The organism is Clostridium sp. LIBA-8841 (assembly GCF_034439435.1).
In the GTDB taxonomy this organism is placed as follows: Bacteria; Bacillota; Clostridia; order Clostridiales; family Clostridiaceae; genus Sarcina.
In genome coordinates this window covers 281,566-301,911 of record NZ_JAPCKJ010000004.1, presented here as the reverse complement: position 1 = coordinate 301,911, position 20,346 = coordinate 281,566, and the positions used below count along the sequence as shown (strand labels likewise).

Annotated in this window: 14 protein-coding genes; 11 read left to right on the top strand and 3 right to left on the bottom strand. The window is 27.6% G+C overall.

Annotation, left to right across the window (positions count from 1 at the left end; translation table 11 throughout):
* Positions 1–258: 258 nt before the first annotated feature.
* The 9 genes from OIF33_RS12385 (at position 259) to OIF33_RS12345 (ending at position 14,515) form a co-directional block, all read left to right on the top strand.
* Complete coding sequence (locus OIF33_RS12385) at positions 259–870, top strand: DUF3267 domain-containing protein (RefSeq protein ID WP_322504571.1); 612 nt, start codon at positions 259–261, stop codon at positions 868–870.
* 96 nt (positions 871–966) lie between these two features.
* Entirely contained in the window at positions 967–1,614 is a 648-nt protein-coding gene (locus OIF33_RS12380; protein WP_322504570.1) for a TetR/AcrR family transcriptional regulator, read from the top strand.
* Positions 1,615–1,803: 189 nt separating this feature from the next.
* Positions 1,804–3,075 carry an MFS transporter gene (locus OIF33_RS12375; protein WP_322504569.1) on the top strand — a complete coding sequence of 424 codons (1,272 nt, stop codon included), beginning with the start codon at positions 1,804–1,806 and terminating at the stop codon, positions 3,073–3,075.
* 351 nt (positions 3,076–3,426) lie between these two features.
* Complete coding sequence (locus OIF33_RS12370; RefSeq protein WP_322504568.1) at positions 3,427–4,113, top strand: response regulator transcription factor; 687 nt, start codon at positions 3,427–3,429, stop codon at positions 4,111–4,113.
* Entirely contained in the window at positions 4,110–5,177 is a 1,068-nt protein-coding gene (locus tag OIF33_RS12365; RefSeq protein WP_322504567.1) for a HAMP domain-containing sensor histidine kinase, read from the top strand. The genes OIF33_RS12370 and OIF33_RS12365 overlap by 4 nt, the downstream gene beginning before the upstream one ends.
* 435 nt (positions 5,178–5,612) lie before the next feature.
* Positions 5,613–6,287: an ABC transporter ATP-binding protein gene (locus tag OIF33_RS12360; RefSeq protein WP_322504566.1), complete on the top strand. Its 675-nt coding sequence runs from the start codon at positions 5,613–5,615 to the stop codon at positions 6,285–6,287.
* Between the two features lie 6 nt (positions 6,288–6,293).
* The gene (locus OIF33_RS12355; RefSeq protein WP_322504565.1) at positions 6,294–8,882 is read left to right on the top strand and encodes an ABC transporter permease; all 2,589 of its coding nucleotides are present in this window, start codon (positions 6,294–6,296) and stop codon (positions 8,880–8,882) included.
* A 223-nt stretch (positions 8,883–9,105) separates the two neighbouring features.
* Positions 9,106–14,022 carry a cadherin-like beta sandwich domain-containing protein gene (locus tag OIF33_RS12350; RefSeq protein ID WP_322504564.1) on the top strand — a complete coding sequence of 1,639 codons (4,917 nt, stop codon included), beginning with the start codon at positions 9,106–9,108 and terminating at the stop codon, positions 14,020–14,022.
* Positions 14,023–14,107: 85 nt separating this feature from the next.
* The gene (locus OIF33_RS12345) at positions 14,108–14,515 is read left to right on the top strand and encodes a phage holin family protein (protein ID WP_322504563.1); all 408 of its coding nucleotides are present in this window, start codon (positions 14,108–14,110) and stop codon (positions 14,513–14,515) included.
* Positions 14,516–14,556: 41 nt separating this feature from the next.
* Here the strand turns inward: OIF33_RS12345 and OIF33_RS12340 are convergent, their stop codons facing one another.
* Both OIF33_RS12340 and OIF33_RS12335 read right to left on the bottom strand, forming a co-directional pair.
* Positions 14,557–15,627: an FAD-binding protein gene (locus OIF33_RS12340; RefSeq protein ID WP_322504562.1), complete on the bottom strand. Its 1,071-nt coding sequence runs from the start codon at positions 15,625–15,627 to the stop codon at positions 14,557–14,559.
* Positions 15,628–15,942: 315 nt separating this feature from the next.
* Complete coding sequence (locus tag OIF33_RS12335; protein WP_322504561.1) at positions 15,943–16,866, bottom strand: polysaccharide deacetylase family protein; 924 nt, start codon at positions 16,864–16,866, stop codon at positions 15,943–15,945.
* Between the two features lie 648 nt (positions 16,867–17,514).
* Here OIF33_RS12335 and OIF33_RS12330 point away from each other — a divergent pair.
* On the top strand, positions 17,515–18,333 hold the full coding sequence (locus OIF33_RS12330) for an SDR family oxidoreductase (RefSeq protein WP_322504560.1): 819 nt from the start codon (positions 17,515–17,517) through the stop codon (positions 18,331–18,333).
* Positions 18,334–18,478: 145 nt separating this feature from the next.
* On the opposite strand, the gene OIF33_RS12325 is transcribed toward OIF33_RS12330, so the two are convergent.
* The gene (locus tag OIF33_RS12325; RefSeq protein WP_322504559.1) at positions 18,479–19,210 is read right to left on the bottom strand and encodes a GntR family transcriptional regulator; all 732 of its coding nucleotides are present in this window, start codon (positions 19,208–19,210) and stop codon (positions 18,479–18,481) included.
* 233 nt (positions 19,211–19,443) lie between these two features.
* Between OIF33_RS12325 and udp the strand changes: the two genes are divergently transcribed.
* Complete coding sequence (gene udp / locus OIF33_RS12320; protein WP_322504558.1) at positions 19,444–20,229, top strand: uridine phosphorylase; 786 nt, start codon at positions 19,444–19,446, stop codon at positions 20,227–20,229.
* Positions 20,230–20,346: the final 117 nt, after the last annotated feature.

Sequence of the window (20,346 nt, the reverse complement as noted above, 5' to 3'; positions counted from 1 at the left end):
ATAATATTTAAAGGCTGTATAGAAAATTTAATATAGGACTCATATAAGTCTTATATTAAAGTTTTGCTTATACAGCCTAATTTTTTTGTGAATTTTACCCTAGTACACATGGAATATGACCAGTTTTTCTTAAAGTCTTGAAATTAGTCATACATAGAATTAATATTTAAGCAAAATGGTAAAGAAAACATACTGCTATATTAGGTGAAAATTTACTGGGGTGATTTATGATTTAATTAATTTATAAAGGAGATGTATATGAGATATATAAATAAAATTCCTAGAAAAAATAATGAAGTTTATGATGAAATGGTAAGTGAAGGATGGCAATTTCTAAAAGAGCCTAAAAGCTTAAGACAAGCGACCTTAATTTCTATTCCAATATCACTTATAAGTGCAATAGTATCCATATTGTTTTTAATAAGTGTAAATGGAAAATTATCAGATTCAATAAGTCGAATTTTTAGTAGTAATCAGATAAATATAAATATTAAATTATCATATATAATTTTAATCTATTTATACATATTGTTTCATGAAATAATACACTTAGTTTTTATACCACAATTTATTAAGTCAAAATCAACATTTATATCTTTAAAATGGTGGGGTGGTTTTGTTTATACTGAGGAAGAATTATCAAAATTTAGATTTTTAGTTATTACAATAATGCCCTTTATAATGTTATCATTTATATTTCCAATTATATTAATTGGGATTGGAGTGAGTCCAATTTTAGTATTAATATTAGCTATAATTAATTCAGCTGGATCATCTGTAGATATATTAAACTTCTTCTTAATAATAGTACAAGTTCCTAATAAAGGCATTATTAAAAATATTGGAACTAAAACTTTGTTTAAGTTATAAAAATTTAAAAAACTATTTGGTTTTTATTGACAATGTAATTTTATGGTGATACTCTGTATACATACTATTAGTATGTATAAGAAAGGAGGAAGATTTATGGCTCGCAATAAGTATCCAGAAGAAACGGTAGAACGTATATTAGATGTTTCTTTAGATTTATTCATTAGAAATGGATATGAAAATACTTCTATTCAAGATATTATAGATAACTTAGGTGGCTTAACTAAGGGCGCAATATACCATCACTTTAAATCAAAAGAAAAAATATTAGAAGCTGTAGCAAATAAAATATATTCTAGTACAGAAGAAAAAGTAAAAAGTATTATGAAAGATAGCTCATTAAATGGATTAGAGAAGTTAAGAAAATTATTTCAAAGTTCTATTGAAAACCCTAATCAAGAAAAATTCTTTACAGCATCACCAATGCTACTCAATAATCCAAGCTTATTGGCTATGCAACTTAAAGACAGTATAGAGATCATAGCACCAAATTATATTCAGCCAATAATAGAAGAAGGAATAAAGGATGGGTCAATAAAAACTGATTATCCTAAAGAACTTGCAGAAGTTATGCTGATTCTTTCTAATATTTGGCTAAATCCTTTGGTTTATAGTGTTTCAACACAAGATATGATAAATAAAATTAAGTTTTATGATGTTTTTTTAAAGGGAATGGGAATCAATGTTTTTGATGAGAGTATGTATGATAAGCTTGTTGAATTAGATAATTTATCTAAACGATAATAAGAGCTTTCTTATACAAAAGTATATAATAGTCTTATTTCAAAATGGGTTAAATAATAAAATAAGATTATTTTACAACTGCCTTACTATAGGGCAGTTATAAAAAACAAATTTACATACCAACGGTTGGTATTAAAGTGAGTTGCATTTTAAAGTAAAATTTACTAAAAATAAAAAGGAGAGAGTTATATGGAAAATAAAAAATTGTTTAATAAGGACTTTACTATTGTTGTATTGGGGCAAATCATATCTTTGTTTGGGAATGCTATTATTAGGTTTGCATTGCCACTATATTTACTTAGAGAAACCAATTCAGTTGCACTTTTTGGATTAGTATCTGCAACATCGTTTATTCCAATGATACTTTTATCTTTAGTTGGAGGCGTTATAGCTGATAGAGTAAACAAGAGAAATATCATGGTATTTTTAGATTTTTTAACGGCTATTATTATGATAGGTTATACTTTATCTTACAAAACTAATTCATTAGTTGTATTATTAATAGTTGTTTTAATGGCTTTGTATGGAATACAGGGAGCATATCAACCAGCAGTTCAAGCAAGTATTCCTTTATTAGTAGATAGAGAAAATATTATGAGGGGAAATGCCATTATAAATATGGTAAGTTCTTTAGCAAACTTTACAGGGCCAACTATAGGAGGAATATTATTTGGACTTTATGGAATTCAGCCAATCTTAGTAGTTAGTATTATTTGTTTTATATTTTCAGCAATAATGGAAATATTCATTAACATACCTAATCAAAAAAATATAAACACGTCTAAAAATTTATTTTCACTTGCATATGATGACATTAAAATAAGCATGCAGTTTATTTTAAAAGAAAAACCAGTTTTATTTAAAGCAATTCTAATAATCTCAGCTTTAAACTTATTCTTAAGTTCAATGATGGTAGTTGGAATGCCTGCATTAATAACTCAAACTTTACAATTAAGTGATAGTTTATATGGAATATCACAGGGAGTTTTAGCTATTGGATCAGTTTTAGGAGGAATATTAGTAGGAGTATTACATCAAAAATTAAATATTAAAAATTCAAATGCCTTGGTACTATGTGCTGCAATAGCATTACTACCTATGGTTATTGTATTTTTAGTACCAGTGACTCCATTTATAAGTTATTTAGTGATTTCAATAATGGGATTTTTAATTATGACATTTGCAACTATGTTCAGTATTCAAATGATGACATTTATACAAATACAAACACCACCTGAAATAGTTGGAAAAGTTATATCATGTCTATTAGGATTATCTCTATGTGCAATGCCAATAGGTCAGGCTTTATATGGATTCTTATTTCAAAGATATGGAGCAACTCCTTGGAAAGTGTTATTAGGAGCAATGATTTGCTCAATTATAATATCGCTTGCTTCGAAAAATATATTCAGTAGATTACATGAAGATAAAGAGAATCTTAATGAAATAATAAATAAATAAACTATAATTAAACTTTGATATAAAGTTTAATTATAAGATAAATTTTTTTGAGTTTAGATTGTATTTTATTGATGTAAAAATAATTATAGTTTTATTGACATATTGTTAATTTATATTTCCTTTGTAATACAAAAATTTCTTTATATGATATTATTTACAATATAAATATTAGATATGTTTTAGGTGAATATTGATTTAAAACAGAGCCAATTATTAAAATTTAAGTTGAAAAAATTAGTGTTGATTTTAGTTAATGTTTTAAGACTAAATTCAACACTTACTTAAAATATAGACTAATTAAAAGGTAGTAAAATTTTAAATATATAAATATAAAGAAAAAGGGGATTGGGGATGTATAGTATATTACTTGTTGAAGATGATAAAATGTTAAATCAGGGAATAGCATTTAATTTTCAGATGGATGGATTTGAAGTCTTTTCAGCTTTTAATCTTAGTGAGGCTGGAGATGTTTTAAAAAAAGAGCCGGTTGATTTAATTTTATTAGATGTTAATTTGCCTGATGGAACTGGTTTTGATTTTTGTAAAAGTATAAAAAATAAATATTCTACTCCAATAATTTTTTTAACTGCCTGTGATATGGATATTGATATAATAATGGGGCTTAGAATAGGGGCTGATGATTATATAACAAAGCCATTTAATGTGAACATTTTAAGGGAAAGAGTTTTAACAGTTCTAAGAAGATGTGGAAAAAGTGAAGATAAGTCAAATATTTTAGAACTTGGTGAGTTTAGATTTGATTTTGATAAAATGTCAGTTCAGAAGAATGGAGAAAATATTGTTTTAGCTCCAACGGAATATAAAATATTAAGAAAATTAGTTTTAGCTAATGGTGAAATTCTTACAAGACAAGCTTTACTTGAAGAGATTTGGGAAAATGATGAGTATATAGAGGAACATGCACTAACAGTAAACATAAATAGGCTAAGAAATAAAATAGAAAACAAAAATCCAAAATCTAATTATATAAAAACTGTTTATGGAATTGGATATGCATGGGCTGGTGAAAAATTTTGAGAAAAGTTAAGACGTTTATATTAAATTATTTATACTTAATAATATTTTCTTTGTTTTCGCTTGTTGGAATTATATTTTTCTTTATTTTAAAAATAAAGTTAGATGGTATAGTTTTATTATCGCCTAATATCTATATCGAAATAAATGGAGTTATAAATTTAATAGGAATATTTATTTCATTAATGATAGCTATAGGAGTGATCTTTATAGTTTTAACTAGATTTACTGTAAGTAATTTTGCAGAAGATGTTTGTAATACCATTGATAAAATTATGAGTAATCAAGAAGATATTAAGCTATATAAATACAAGGATAATTTATTATCAAAGGTTCAAAATAAATTTAAGAGGCTTTTTGATATTATGGAGAATGATAGAAAAGAAGCATTAGTTGAAAAGGAAAATATACAATCCTTAATAGCTAATATTTCACATCAAATAAAAACTCCAATAGCTAATATTTCTATGTACAATGAAACTTTAATAGCTAGAGATTTAAATAAAGATCAGCAAAAAATGTTTCTAGGGAATATGCAGTTTCAAGTTTCTAAGCTTCAATGGCTAGTTGAGTCATTAATAAAAATGTCTAGATTAGAGAGTAACATAATAAAGTTAAATAAAAAAGAAAGCTTAATAAGTGATACCATAGCCAATGCATTAAGTAATGTTTATTTAAAAGCAGAAGAAAAAGAAATTGAATTAATAGTAGAATGTCCTGATAATTTAAAATTAAATCACGATAAAAAATGGACAAGTGAAGCCTTATTTAATGTTATAGATAATGCAGTTAAATATACAAAGCCTAATGGAAAGATTGAAGTCAATATAAAAAGCTTTGAGATTTTTACAAAGATAGATGTTAGTGATAATGGAATAGGAATTTCAGAAGAAGAAATAAATAAAATATTTAAAAGATTTTATAGAGCTAGAGAGGTATCTGATGTTGAAGGCGTTGGAATTGGATTATATCTAAGTAATGAAATAATTACAAAACAAGGTGGATACATGAAAGTTGTTTCAAAGAAAAATGAAGGAAGTACATTCTCAATTTTCCTTAAAAATTAAGTTCTCTTTCATAGAAATCATAATTTTTATATTAACAAATGTGGTTTTCATGTTGTGAGAATTGAAAATCTAAGGGATTTGGAAGAAGGTAGTTTTATACTTGAAAAAAGAATGAAATAGCCTTGATAAATTAATATTATATTAATTCGTACTAAGAATTAAAGTGGACAAATTAATTTGTCCGCTTTTTTTATGTTCATATATCAATATTGATTTAAAACATAGTCAAAATTGAAGTTTGGTCTGAAGGTATAGATAGAAATCAATAATATATAAACATAGTAATTTAAAAAAATCACAAAATTGTTATTTTTCAAAGGATAAATATAACAAGGCTGTGAGGATTTAAAGGTATGCTAGATGATATGATTTTATTGTAAGGAAGAAGAATAATTCGGTTTAAAATAAATTGTTTTGAAAAGGGAGATTGGGAATATGAGTATATTAAAAACTGAGAATTTAAAAAAATATTATGGAAAAGAGGAAAACTTAGTTAAGGCTTTAGATGGAGTTAACATTGAGATAAATAAAGGTGAGTTTGTTGCAATAGTTGGAACATCTGGTTCAGGTAAAAGTACATTACTTCATATGCTAGGAGGTCTTGATAGAGCATCAGAAGGAAAAGTTTTTGTTGAGGGCAATGATATATTTTCTATGAATGATGATGAGCTTACAGTATTCAGACGTAGAAACATAGGATTTGTATTTCAGAGTTATAACTTAGTCCCAATATTGAATGTATATGAAAATATAGTCTTACCAATAGAGCTTGATGGAAATAAGGTTGATGAGAAATATGTTGATAATATAATAAAAACTTTAGGGCTAGAAGAAAAAGAAAATAGACTTCCAAGTAAATTATCGGGAGGGCAACAACAAAGAGTAGCAATTGCTAGGTCATTAGCAACAAAGCCATCAATAATTTTTGCTGATGAGCCAACAGGAAACTTAGATTCAAAAACAGAACAAGAGGTTTTAGGATTATTAAAAGTAACTAGTAGAGAATTTAATCAAACAATAGTAATGATTACTCATAATGAACAAATAGCTCAAATGGCTGATAGAATTATTAGAATTGAAGATGGAAGAATCGTTAATAAAAGGGGATAGGAGTTAATGTTAGGAAATAATAATAGCAAGATAACAAATAAAATAAGTAGAAGAATTTTAAAGGCTAATAAGATGAGAAATATATTTACAATCTTATCAATAGCCCTAACCACATTATTAATAACTGTCATGATAACAGGAGGAATAACATTCTACAATTCATATAAAACCTTTAATATGATTAGTAATTATGGAGTAGATTCAGATGGGTATATAAATGTTACTGATGAAAGTTTGGATAAGTTAAAGGAGATTGATAGAGTAGACAAAATAGGAGTAGCTCAATTAGCAAGTATGGATACAGCTAAAAATAAAGAATTCTTAAATGAAAATATAATTCTTCAATCAGCTGATAAAAACACTTATGATATGATGGCTATTATTCCTATAGAAGGAAATTATCCTAAGAAAGAAGATGAAGTATTAGTGCCAACTTGGGTATTAGATGTTCTTGATGTAACTAATAAGGTTGGAGAAAAAATAAGTTTAGACTTAGTTATAGGTGGAGAAGTTAAAACTTTTGATTTTAAACTTAGTGGGTATTATGAATCTTTAGTTTCAAGAGGAGCAGGACGCACATCAATATTTGTATCACAGGATTTTATAAATAAATATAGTAAAGACATAGAAAATGTAGATGGAGTTAAGGTTGCTTACGTAAATGTAAAAACTTTAAATGAAAATTCAACTTTTGAGGAAGCTAAAGGTGAGATAGAAAACTTAGTAAATGAAATTGGAGCAACAATGGGAAAGGTCCATCCAAAGTATGAGGATAAAGGAATAGTCTTTGATAGCAATAAAATAGAACAAATTTTAGCTATATCAGTTGGAATATTACTTATGGTTTTTACAGGGTATTTAATAATATACAACATTTTTTATATATCAGTAAGCAAGGATATAAGGTTTTATGGATTATTAAAAACTATTGGAACAACGTCGAAACAATTAAAAAAAATAATCTTAAAACAGGCTTTAAAATTATCAATTATAGGAATCCCTTTAGGTTTAATACTGGGATATTTAATAGCTAGCTTCGTATTACCATTAGCATTGAAAGTAACTACTTTTGGAAATATTGTAGTTATATCAAAGAACCCAATAATATTTTTATTATCAACAATATTTTCACTCCTAACTGTAATAATAAGTTGCAGAAAACCAGGGAAAATAGCAGGAAAAGTTTCACCTATTGAAGCTGTGAGATTCGTCTCATTAGATGATTCTAAATCAAAAAAGAAAAACAAAAGTGGGATGAATGGAGGCAAACTTCATAAGATGGCCTGGAGTAGCATATTAAAAAATAAAAAAAGGGTTACTTTGTCCATAATATCAATATCATTAAGTTCAGTTATAGTAATATTTACAGTAAATGCTACATTAGGAATGGATCCAATTGCACATGCTGAAAATCAGATGGTTTCAGATATTGAAGTAAATAATAATATAGGTCATTTCTGGGGTGAAGAGGAATATAAGCCTATAAATCAAGAGCTTATTAAAAAGATAAGCGATTTAGAGGGAGTAAAAGAAGTTACACCTCTTTATAGTGTAATTGAAGAAGATGACGAAGGTAATACATTTGGGTTTGGTGTTGATATTATTTTAGATGGAAAGTTTAAAGAAGAAATTAATGATTTAATGGAATCAGAAAAAAATTATATGTGGTTAAGTAAAATTGATTTAGCTAAGGACTTAATAAGAACTGAAGTGGTTGGTTTAAAGTCAGAGAACTTAGATAAAGAGTTAGAAGGCTTAGATGTTATAGATGGAAAAATAGATGAGGAAAAATTTAAAACTGGAAACTACCTTATTTACTACACAGATTCAGGAAGACCTATAAATTTAAAAGTAGGTGATATTTTACCTTTAAAATTTAGAGTAAAGGATAAAAATGGGAATAGTAAAGAGATAAAAAAAGAATTTGAAATTATGGCTATTGTTTCAAAGAATAAAAAGGATAAAAGGGTTAATAATTTATTAAATTTAAATATTGAAGAAGAAGCACTAAAAACTATATTTCCTAATCCAGATCAATATATAAAACAATTAAATATAGAATTATATGATGGGGTAGATATTGGGGATATGGATAAAAAAATAACCGATATTCTTGTTAAATCTGAAAATAGAACTTTGGGCTTGCTTTCAAAGAATTATTATATTAAAGGAATAAAGGAAATGAAAGCTATATTTCTTATAATAGGATCAATATTATCCTTAATTTTAGGAATCATAGGAGCTATAAATATAATAAATACAATGTTAACATCAATATTTGCAAGAAAAGTTGAATTTGCAATGCTTGAGTCTGTAGGGATGACTAAAAAGCAATTGAAGAAAATGATACTTTTTGAAGGAATATATTATATTGGGTTAATATCAATACTAATAATACCTTTAGGGTTTATAGTATCCTTTGTTGCACCAATGTTATTACCACCAATAAGTGAAGGGTTTAATTTAGGATTATGCTTAATATCAATATTAGTAGCATTAATTATAATTTCAATATTAATGATAACAGTACCTCTAATTGGATATAATCTTGTAAGTAAAGAAAGTATAGTTGAAAGATTAAGAGATTTAGAATAATTATAAAAAGATAGTGAGATTAAAAGTTAATATCTCACTATCTTTTTATTATGTTTAAATAAAATAAATTTTTATTTGTTAAAGGAATATAAGTAAAAGTGTTTAATATTAGTATTTAAATGGTAAAATATGTATTTGATTATATGATTAAGTTATTATAAAGGAAATTAAATTTAAATGCATGTTATATGAAATATATTTAAAATAAATGGGGGAGATTAGTATGCGTAGAAACAAAATGAAGATGTTAATATTGTTAGTAGCTACGACGGTTTCTGTAAGTAGTATATCTAATGTATTCATGTACGATGTACAGGCTTATGAGAAGGAAATATCAACTTATGTAGATGAGGAAGAATGCACCGTTGTTGATGTTACTATGTTTGGGGCTGATCCAACTGGAAGGACTGATTCTGCCGAAGCTGTTAATAAAGCTATAGAATATGCGAAGGAGATTGATGGACCAAAGAGGATATATTTTCCTAAAGGGGAATACACTCTTTATCCGGAAAATACACCAAAGAGGGAATTATATGTTTCAAATACCGTTGGAACAAATCAAAATTACAAGGACAAGAATATTGGTATCTTAATAGAAGATATGGATGATGTCATAGTTGATGGTGGTGGATCACATTTTAGTTATCATGGATTTCAAACAGCTTTTGCATCAATACGATCAAATAATGTAAGGTTTGAAAATTTTTCTTTTGATTATGTTAACCCTAAAACTGTAGACGTTACCATAGAAGAAATAGGAGTAGAAAATGGAAAAGGTTATAGAATTGTATATATTCCTGAAACCTATGATTATAAGATAGAAAACAATGGCATTAATTGGTTCGGTGAAAAGAGTCCAACTACAGGAAAGTATTATTGGACTGGTAGAAATTCTTTTAATTACTCTCAATATTACAATGCTAATACTGGAGAAACTAGAAGAGGGGGAAATCCATTATTCTCAAATGTAAATAATATTGAACAGTTAGAAGATAATAGAGTAAAGATAACATATAATACTAATGCTGTTTCAGAGGATGCAGGCATAATTTATCAAATGAGAGAAACTATTAGAGATACTCCAGGAGTCTTTATTTGGGAAAGTAAAGATGTAACCATAAGTAATATAGGTGCAAATTATTTACATGGTTTTGGAATTGTTGGACAATTTTCAGAGAATATTACTATAGATAGTGTTGATTTTAAAAGTAGAGATGGTTCAGGTAGAGCTACAGCCGGTTTTGCAGATTTCATACAGATGTCAGGTACTAAGGGAAAAATAAAAATAAATAATAATGACTTTTCTAATCCTCATGATGATCCTATAAATGTCCATGGAACTTATCTTGAAGTAAAAGAAAAGCTAGCTCCAAATAAAGTTAAAGTAAGATATATGCATAATGAGACAGCAGGATTTCCACAATTTTATGTAGGAGATGAGGTGCAATTCTTTACTAAGACAACTATGTTACCGGTAGAAGATTCCATAGCTAAAGTAATAGATGTTGAAGGGCCATCAGGAACAAGTTCAGAAGGAAGTTTAACAGACATAATAGTGACTTTAGATAGAGATATTCCAGATGATGTTCTAGCTGGAAATACCCACGTAGTTGAAAATATAACTTATACACCAGAGGTTGAAATAACTAATAATAGATTCATGGAAACTCCAACTAGAGGTATATTAGTTACAACAAGAAAGCCAGTTTTAATAGAAAATAACTACTTTGATGGAATGGGAATGTCTAGTATATTCATATCAAGTGATGCTCACCAATGGTATGAATCAGGCCCTACAAATGATGTAATAATAAGAAATAATATATTTGATAGATCTTCTGGACCTGTGATTTACTTTGGACCAACAAATCAACAGTTTAATGAAAATAACCCAATTCACAATAATATAGTTATAGAAGATAATATTTTTAATATAAAGGATACCACTGTATTAGATGGTAAAAGTGTAGGAAATTTAACTTTTAAAAATAATACAATAAATAGATATAATACAAATGCTGAAGTGAAAATATCATCTGAAGTTGAGGATTTAAAAGTAGGAGAAGTTACGACTTTAAATGTTGACGCTTTAGGAGAAACCTTTAGATCACCTATGTTTAATTTTTCAGGTTCAAACAATATTAATATTGAAAACAATAAATATGATAATGGATTAAATATGAGGATAAATACTTCAAATATGAGTAATCCAGCTAATAATATTAATATTGTAGGAGATGATTTAAAGATTAATGCTAGTAATCAAAAAGATGGACAGGGTATAGTTCAATACTATAGTAGTGATGAAAATGTTGTTAGGGTAGATGAGAATGGAGAAGTAGTTGCTGTTGGTGAGGGAACGGCAGAGGTTAAAGCTTTTGTTGTATCAGACACAAGGGCATATGAATCCAATAGTATCACATTTAATATTCAAGGAGATAAGACAAAGGAAATAGAGTCGAAAGCATCATTAGAGCTTTCTGATAATTGGTCTATAGTAAGAGAAGATTATAGTAAATGGAGATTATTAGATGAAGATACTATTAGCATAATGACTAGTGGAGGATCACTATGGGCAACAGGTAATTCAGCTAACAATATATTCTTAACAGATGTTTTAGAAGATCAAAATAATTATACATTAACTTGTAAGATGAAAGGTAAAACTCAATCAGGATATGAAGAAGCTGGTATTGTAATTTACAATGATGATGATAACTATGTGGCAATACAGAGAAAGCATAATAATGGTAATCCTACTATCAATGTAGTTACAGAAGATTCGGGTTCACCAAATGAAAGTAGAGTATCAGCTGATATAAATGAAAATGAAATATATTTCAAGTTAGAAAAGAATGATAACATAATAAAAGGTTATTATTCTATAAATGGAGTTGATTGGATTCAAGTTGGTAGTAGCTTAACTAATAATGGAGTTTCAAACAATGCAAAAGTTGGAATTTTAACAGCTAATCCTAATCAATCTCATGAATTTGTATTTAGTGAGTTTAAGGTTAATGATAAAGAAGTTAAGTTTGGAGAAGAAGTAATTCCTAGTGGCCTTGGTTTAGCGACTTTAGATATTAATGGAGCAGGACTTACTACTAATTTCGATACAAATATTGAAAATTATAGTGTAAAAGCTCCATCATCAGTTAATGAAGTTGATTTTAATTTAGAAACTTTAACTAAAGATACTAGTATAGAGGTTCTTTTAGATGAAGAGAGTATAGCAGAAGGAGTAGGGGGATTAAACTTTAAGATTCCTATTTCTGTTGACGAAAGTAAAGATATAAGCATTAAATTAACTTCTATAACTGGAGAAACTAAAATCTATACTGTTCAATTAGAAAAATTTAAGGAAAGTGAATCTAAACTAGATAATATAAGCGTTACTGGTATTGAAGGTATGCCAGAATTTAGTGAAAATAGATATTTCTATACTGCTAATGGTTCTACAACAAGTGATACTATGAATATTTCTGTAGAAGGAAAATCACCAAATAGTAAATTGGTAGTTTTAGTGAATGGAGAAGTTCATGAAAAAGTAGATGGGAATTCATTTAGTGGAGAAATAAATTTAGTTTCTGGTTATAATACAGTGCAAATATATTCTATAGCAGAGGATGGAAAGTCTAAATCTATGTATAGAGTATCTGTTATAAGAAGAGAAAACAATGATGTTTCTCTTTCAACTTTAAAAGTAAATGGGGAAGAAATAAATGGATTTACTCCAGATAATTTAAATTATACTTATTCTGTAGACAGGGATGTTGAAAGTATAAATATAGAGGCGGTTCAGAATAATCCAAAGTCAAAGGTTGAAATCTTTAATGGAAATACTAAATTTGAAGGATCAAAGGTTGATATTTCTTTAGATTTAGGAGTTAACAGCATAATTGTAAAAGTAACATCAGAAGATTATTCAAAAATAAATTACTATAAAATAACTTTAAATAGAAAGTTCGAAGGAAATGCAGCCTTAGAAAGCATTGAAATAGATGGAGATATGAAGTTAAATCCAGAATTCGATGCAGATATAACAAACTATTCAGTTAAATGTCCTGAAGGAGTTAATACTGTTAAGATAAAAGCAAAGGCTATGGAAGATGAGGCGAAAGTATCTATAACATTAGATGGGGAAGAGATACAGTATGGTTCTAACATGGAAGAATCAATTTTCTATATTGAAGAAAATAATACTGTGATTAAGATTACTGTCCAAGCAGAAAATGGAGAGATAAAAGAATATAAAATAAATGTAGGCTTAGAATCAAGCTTGCAAATAGATAAATCACAAATGACTGCAACTGCAAGTAGTGAACATCCTAATGTAGGAACAGAAGGATTAGCTAGCTTTGCTATTGATGATAACTTAAACACTATATGGCATACAAAATATTCACCAAAAGATGAATTGCCACAAGATATTACTTTAAATTTAGGAGGAGAATATTTAGTAGATAAATTTGAATATGTACCAAGACAAAGTGGAGGAGTCAATGGAATTATTACTCAGTATGAACTATATGTAAGCACTGATGGAGATAATTTTAAAAAGGTTTCTGAAGGAACTTGGGCAGAAGATTCAAGTACTAAGATAGTAGAATTAGATGGAGAACTTGCAACTCATATTAAGTTAGTAGCCTTACAAGGGGGAGGAGGCTTTGCTTCAGCAGCTGAGTTAAATGTCTTTGAAAAAGAAGTTACTCCAAATTCTCCAAATAATTTAAGAGAAATAGAAAAACTAGAGGATGCTGTTAAAATAGCTTGGGATAAACCAGAAGATGATTATGGAATAACAGGATATGTCTTATTTAAAGATGGAAAAGTTTTAGATGAAGTAGGTAAGGATGTTTTAGAGTATGAGTTAGATAGCTTGGATAAAAACAAAGTTTATAATATTCAAGTAACATCTAAAAATAGACAAGGAAAACTTTCAGAAAAGGTTAGTTTAGAGGTTTTAATAGAAGAAAAGATAATTGGTGATTTAAATAAGGATGGAGTAGTAGATGTAGGTGATTTAGCTGTAGCATCTAAGTACTACAATCAAGAAAAATCAGAGTATGATATGAATGGTGATAATATAATTGATGATTATGAGATAAATACTATTATTAAAATTATATTTGAAAAATAAGTATAATTAAAGGAATTCCTAAATATTATATTATATATTTAAATGTGTAATATAAATTTAATTAAGTTTAAGGAGTACGGTTCTTATGAAAAATATAATAAGTTATATAAAATTAGGAGTTGTGTCTTTAGGAACTTTATTCACTTGGATATTTGGAGCATGGGATGTTCCACTAATCACTTTAGTAGTATTTATTTTTTTAGATTATCTAACAGGTGTAATTAAAGGGTGTATAAATAAAGAGCTATGTTCAAATATAGGATTAAAAGGAATAGCTAAGAAGGGATCAATACTAATAGTTCTTTTAGTTGCTGTTATGTTAGATAGACTTTTAAGTAATGAAGTTTGGATGTTTAGAACACTGATATGTTATTTTTATATATCAAACGAGGGGATAAGTATATTAGAAAATTGTGCAGCATTAGGAGTGCCTATACCTGAAGTCTTGAGAAATGCTTTGAAACAGTTAAATGATAAGAATGACATTAAATAAACTATTTTTTAAAGGGCTGTATCAAAATGATACAGCCTATTTTATTTTTTAGTTGGAATAATACCTATGCTTTGTAGTCCACTTTTTAGAACTATCTTACGTAAAAATTTGTTGTACATAAAAGGACATTTAAATAGCTTTGAAAATATTTTAAGTCTAATTTTAAAAGTTTTAAATCTATATTTTTTATTAGGATTCTTGCTATGTGAATTTAATATTTCACTTAAGTATTGAGCACTAGTTATAGCAGAGCTTATACCTTCTAAGGAACTTGGACTAATGAATCCAGCAGACTCACCTATTAAAAAGGCATTATCTTTTCCACAACAAAAATCAGAATACTTAGATGGTCTTAAAACTAGACATGCTTCAGTTTTAAGAGGTTGTCCAAATTTAAATCCAAGGTTTTCTAACTTACTTTTTTGTTTTTCAAACCTTTCTCTTGAATTATCTAAAGGATAAGCACCACCAAAAATAAATTGATTATCCTTAGAAATAGACCAGGAACAACAATCAGTATTTTCTTCATCAAATATGCAAGAGTAAAATGGATTTTCATGCTCTTCAGAAAACCATTGTTGAATAGACATATAGGTTCTTATTTTTTTATTTGGGTAAATAGTACGACGTACTAAGGAGTTAGCACCATCAGCTCCAACTAGATATTTAGCTGTTATTACCTTTTCAAATCCATTTTCAAAGAATGTTACTTTATAACCTTCCTCAATCTTTTCAATTTTAGAACAAGCTGAATTACTGTGAATTTCAACATTGTTAGGAATTAATGATTCTAGCCATAAATCAAACTTATGACGGTCAAGATTTAAATAGAATCTCTGATAATGACGAGTCAAGCTGCTATCTAAATCTATAGTTTTAACAGCAAAAATTTGTGGATCAACTAGAATATCCTTAGGCAAAGTCATATCAAACTTTGCAAATACTTCTTGAGCATCAGAGGAAAGTAATCCTCCACAAGGTTTTTGAAATCCTTTCTCAAGAGAGTCTTTTTTATCTATAGCAATAATTTTAAATTCTTTAGAGAGTAATCTTGCTAAGGTAGAACCGGCGGGGCCAAGGCCTATAATAGCAACATCATACATGATATCCATAAAATTTTCCTTCCTTTTTAATCATATATATAATTTAATATTTAAAAAGTATTTTAATTAAGAAAAATACTATTTCAAATAACTTACTTCTTAAATTTACGCCTAGTATACCATCGATTTTGAGAATAATCAACAATTATTTATTGATATTCAATATGTAAAGATTGCTAAAGATTAAAAATATTTATATATTTTATGTTGGCTTTAAAGAAAAGATGTAATGTTAGAGTAATATTTTTAAAAATAAAAAGGGCATGTATCAAAACTTTAAATAATAAAACTTATAAATTAGTTTTGATACAACCCTTTATTTTTTTATTTTCCTGTTAATTTATTTTCAAATTCCTTTAATGAATCATTGCCGTTAACATAAATTCTATCCATGTTAAAATTATGATCTTTTCTATCAGCAAAGTTGCCATTTAAATTAAAGCCTAACTTATATCCAGCCTTTTCAGCTGCTATTCTTGTGCTAGGATTATGTCTACCAAAAGGATAAGCAACGAAATTTACTGGCTTTTCAATAATTTTTTCTAGACTAGTTTTAGAGTTTTTTAAGGTTTCAACTTGTTCAGTTTCATTTAATTTTGATAAATCGTCATGTTTGGATGTGTGACTTTCTATTTGAATTCCATTGTTAGACATTTCTTTTATTTGCTCAGTTGTCATGAAATCAGATCCGCCAACATAGTTTGAGATTACAAACATTGTTGCTGGAAATTTAAATTCTTTTAATATAGGATAAGCGTATTCATAATTTCCTTTATATCCATCATCAAAAGTTATAACAACTGGTTTCTCTGGAATCTCTTTATTATTTCTTAAATAATCATAAAGCTCGTCTAAAGTTATTGGAGTATAGTTATTATCCTTTAAATATTGAAGCTGTTCCTTAAACTTTTCTGGACTTATTAAAAGACCATTGTTATTTGGATTATTTGCAGTTACATCATGATAACACAATATAGGAATATTCATATCCTGCGAAGTAGTTTTTATTCCTTCAAATCTATTTTCAACTTTTGATTCAGTATTTGATTCGATATTTTTAGTGTTATTTACTGTACTCTTAGAATCTTCTTTAGAATCATTTTCTTTTTTAGTTTTAGCTTCAACTTTAACTGAATTTTCTTTTAAATTGTTTTTTGAAAAATTTGTTTTATAAACAACAAATGCAGACACTATAATAACTGCTAAAATTAAAGTAACTATAAATCCTTTGTTCTTAAAATTTTTCATGGTATTTTCTCCTAATCAATTAAATTCTAGACCGTATTTAAATACAAGTTTTATTTTATTCTTAAAATTTTAGCTTAAGTTAATTTATTAAATTTTTCTTTTGTAGTTTTTAAATAAGTCTAACATATTAGATAAAATTTTACAATTTATGATATAAATTGTACTTGAATTATCTTTTTTAGTATTCTCATAATAAATGAAAATAATTAAATTTAAATAACAAATTTATTTTTATATAGTGAAAATAGAGATACAAATTTTATAATAAAGGTGTATCTAAGAAGCAAAATAGATTAAATTTAGATTTTTCAATATACCTAAGGTTGTAGTATTTGACTTGGAAATTTAGTATATTTTTTTGATTATTATAAATTTTTTTTGCCAAATTAATATAGAGAAATTTTATACTAATATTCATTAGGAAAAGAAATATAAAGTACAAGCTATGTTTATTATTTACTAGGAGGCAAATATTATTTAAAAATCAGTTGGTTGATAGAAAAATAAGGTTAAAAAAGTATGTTGACATAAGTTCTTAAGGGGGATATAGTACTTTATAACATAAAGCGCTTTAAGGGAAAATATTTATGGGGAGGTGAGTTATTATTAGAGATTACAGTTAATGTTTAAATCTTTAATAATAGAAAGATGAGTGAAATAATTTCAGGAAGATTCAAAGATAAAGTTATCATTGTTACAGGTGCAGCAGGCGGAATAGGAAAGGCCGTGGCCTTAAGAGCTGCCAAAGAAGGTGCTAAATTAGTTTTAGCAGATAGAAAAGAAGATATGAGTAAAGAAACTTTAGACGAAATAAGAGAAATAACTCCGAATGTTGAATTCATAATATGTGATTTAAGAGAAGGTGAAAATTGTAAGAAGATTGTTGATACAGCTATAAATAGATTTGGAGGCATTGATATACTAGTAAATAATGCAGGAATAACAGGAACGCCTGCACCAGTACATGAGATGACTGAAGAGATGTTTAGAAATGTTATAGATTGTAATATAATTACAGCATTCCATTGTTCTCATTATGGTATTCAAGAGATGATAAAGCAAAATAAAGGTGGGGCTGTTATTAATGTTTCCTCTGTTGCGGGATTAACAGGCTTTCCAGGACATTCAGCTTACGTAACATCTAAACATGGATTAAATGGACTTACTAGAAATATGGCATTAGATTATGCTAAATACGGTATAAGAGTAAATGCAGTTAACCCAGGAACTACAGATACACCAATGTATCATGAGGCTTTAGATTTCTTAAAAAGAAAAAGAGAGGCTGCGGCTAAAGCTGGAGTTAAAGTTGAGGGGGGAATAGTATCAGGAAAAGTTAATTCTCCTCAAAACAGAGTTGCAAAAGCAGAGGAGGTTGCTGATGTAATATTATTTTTAGCTTCACCAGAAGCAAGCAATGTCACTGGAATATTTATGCCAGTTGATGGTGGTTTTACAGCATTTTAATTTAAAAATAATCGCAAATATTTAGGTTTTACAAATAAAAGGGCTATATAAAGATAACTCAGAAAATTATGCTTCAATAGTTAATAAGATTTACTAAGAAGTTAAAAGATTATTATTGAGTTACCATATAGTCCTTTTTATTTTATTATTTATTAGGATTTATTTTTAACGTACTATGCTTCATTGGAAGATAGTGTTTGTTAAATATAATTGGGAATTTTGAGTCTGAATATATAGCCTCATCAATAAGATAAAATTGTGTTTCATTTGGAATAGGATGATTTTTAGTTACAAAGTTACCCGCTGTAGTAAATTTAATAGTGCTTTTTATTTTTGAACACTCTTTGTAACTTTCTTCTTCAACAAATTGCAAAATACTATTTTTATCTGATAAATCTATATTAAATTTTGATATAGCTTCTATGGCTATTATTGTGTAAGTATAAGCTAAGGTTGAATTATCATTTAAATACCATCTATCAACACAAACAGTTGCCACAGATTTATCTCCCAATATTTTCTTATAATAATCTGATGGGGGTTCTATTTTAAAATCTAATTCAACATCATTTGTTTCTAAATCTAAACACTTATAAACAGGATGTCCTATTTTTTCTAAACCCGTCGTATCAGTTTTACTTTCTTTAAGTATGTAATTTCCTTTGCCTCTAATGTTTCTTATTAATCCATCATCTTGAAGTAGGGCTAAAGCTTGTCTAAGTGTGCTTCTACTAACACCTAGGCTTTTAGCAAGTTCTGGTTCAGAAGGAAGTCTACTATTTTCAGGAAAAGTTCCTTCATTAATCATTTTAAAAAGTTTATCATATACCGTAACATATAATAATTCTTTAGGTTTATTTACAGTTAATATCTCCATTTATAATCACCTTCCTAAAAAATAGACAAGTTACAAACAAGTTGTACTAGGATAAAGTGTTATTTATTTAAATTATAAAAGATTTTGCCTTAATAACCAATAAATAATTAAAAAAACTTCTGTAAACGTTTGATAATTTTTAAGATGTGTAGTATTATATAAATATAAAATAGACAACTAATTAGACAAGTTTAAAATTGTTATAAGAAACAAGTAATTAGGAGGAAATATAAATGATTTATTCACAAGGTTCAGAAAAACAATTTCATATAGATGTGGCACCAGGAGAAGTTGGAAGATATGTAATCATGCCAGGAGATCCAAAAAGATGTGCTAAAATAGCAAAATACTTAGACAATGCACAATTAGTAGCAGATAAAAGAGAATATGTTACATATACAGGATATTTAGATGGGGTTAAAGTAAGTGTTACTTCAACAGGTATTGGAGGTCCATCAGCTGCAATCGCATTAGAAGAATTAGTTAAATGTGGAGCAGATACTTTCATTAGAGTAGGAACTTGTGGTGGAATAGATTTAAATGTTAAAGGTGGAGACCTTATAATAGCAACAGGATCTATAAGAGCAGAAGGTACTTCAAGAGAGTATGCTCCAATTGAATTCCCAGCAGTAGCAAACTTAGATGTAATAAATGCATTAGTTAAAGGAGCTAAAGAATTAAAGGTTCCATATCATACTGGAGTAGTTCAATCAAAAGATTCATTTTATGGACAGCATTCACCAGAAACTAAACCTGTAAGCTATGACTTATTAAATAAATGGGAAGCATGGAAAAGATGTGGATGCTTAGGTTCAGAAATGGAAGGAGCAGCATTATTTATAGTAGGAAGTTACTTAAGAGTAAGAGTAGGAGCTGTTTTTCTAACTATAGCTAACCAAGAAAGACAAAAAGAAGGTCTTGATAATCCTCAAGTACATGATACAGAGCTTGCAATCAAAGCTGGAATAGAAGGAATAAGAAACTTAATTAAAGAAGACCAAATGAGAGAAAACGCATAGAATTTTTAAAGAATTATAAGTTTTAAATATTTAATTTTTATGTGATAACTCTTAGCTTCAGTTTTATGAGGCTAGAGTCTTAGAGTTTCTAATTATTAGAATAAAATATAGGTAGTA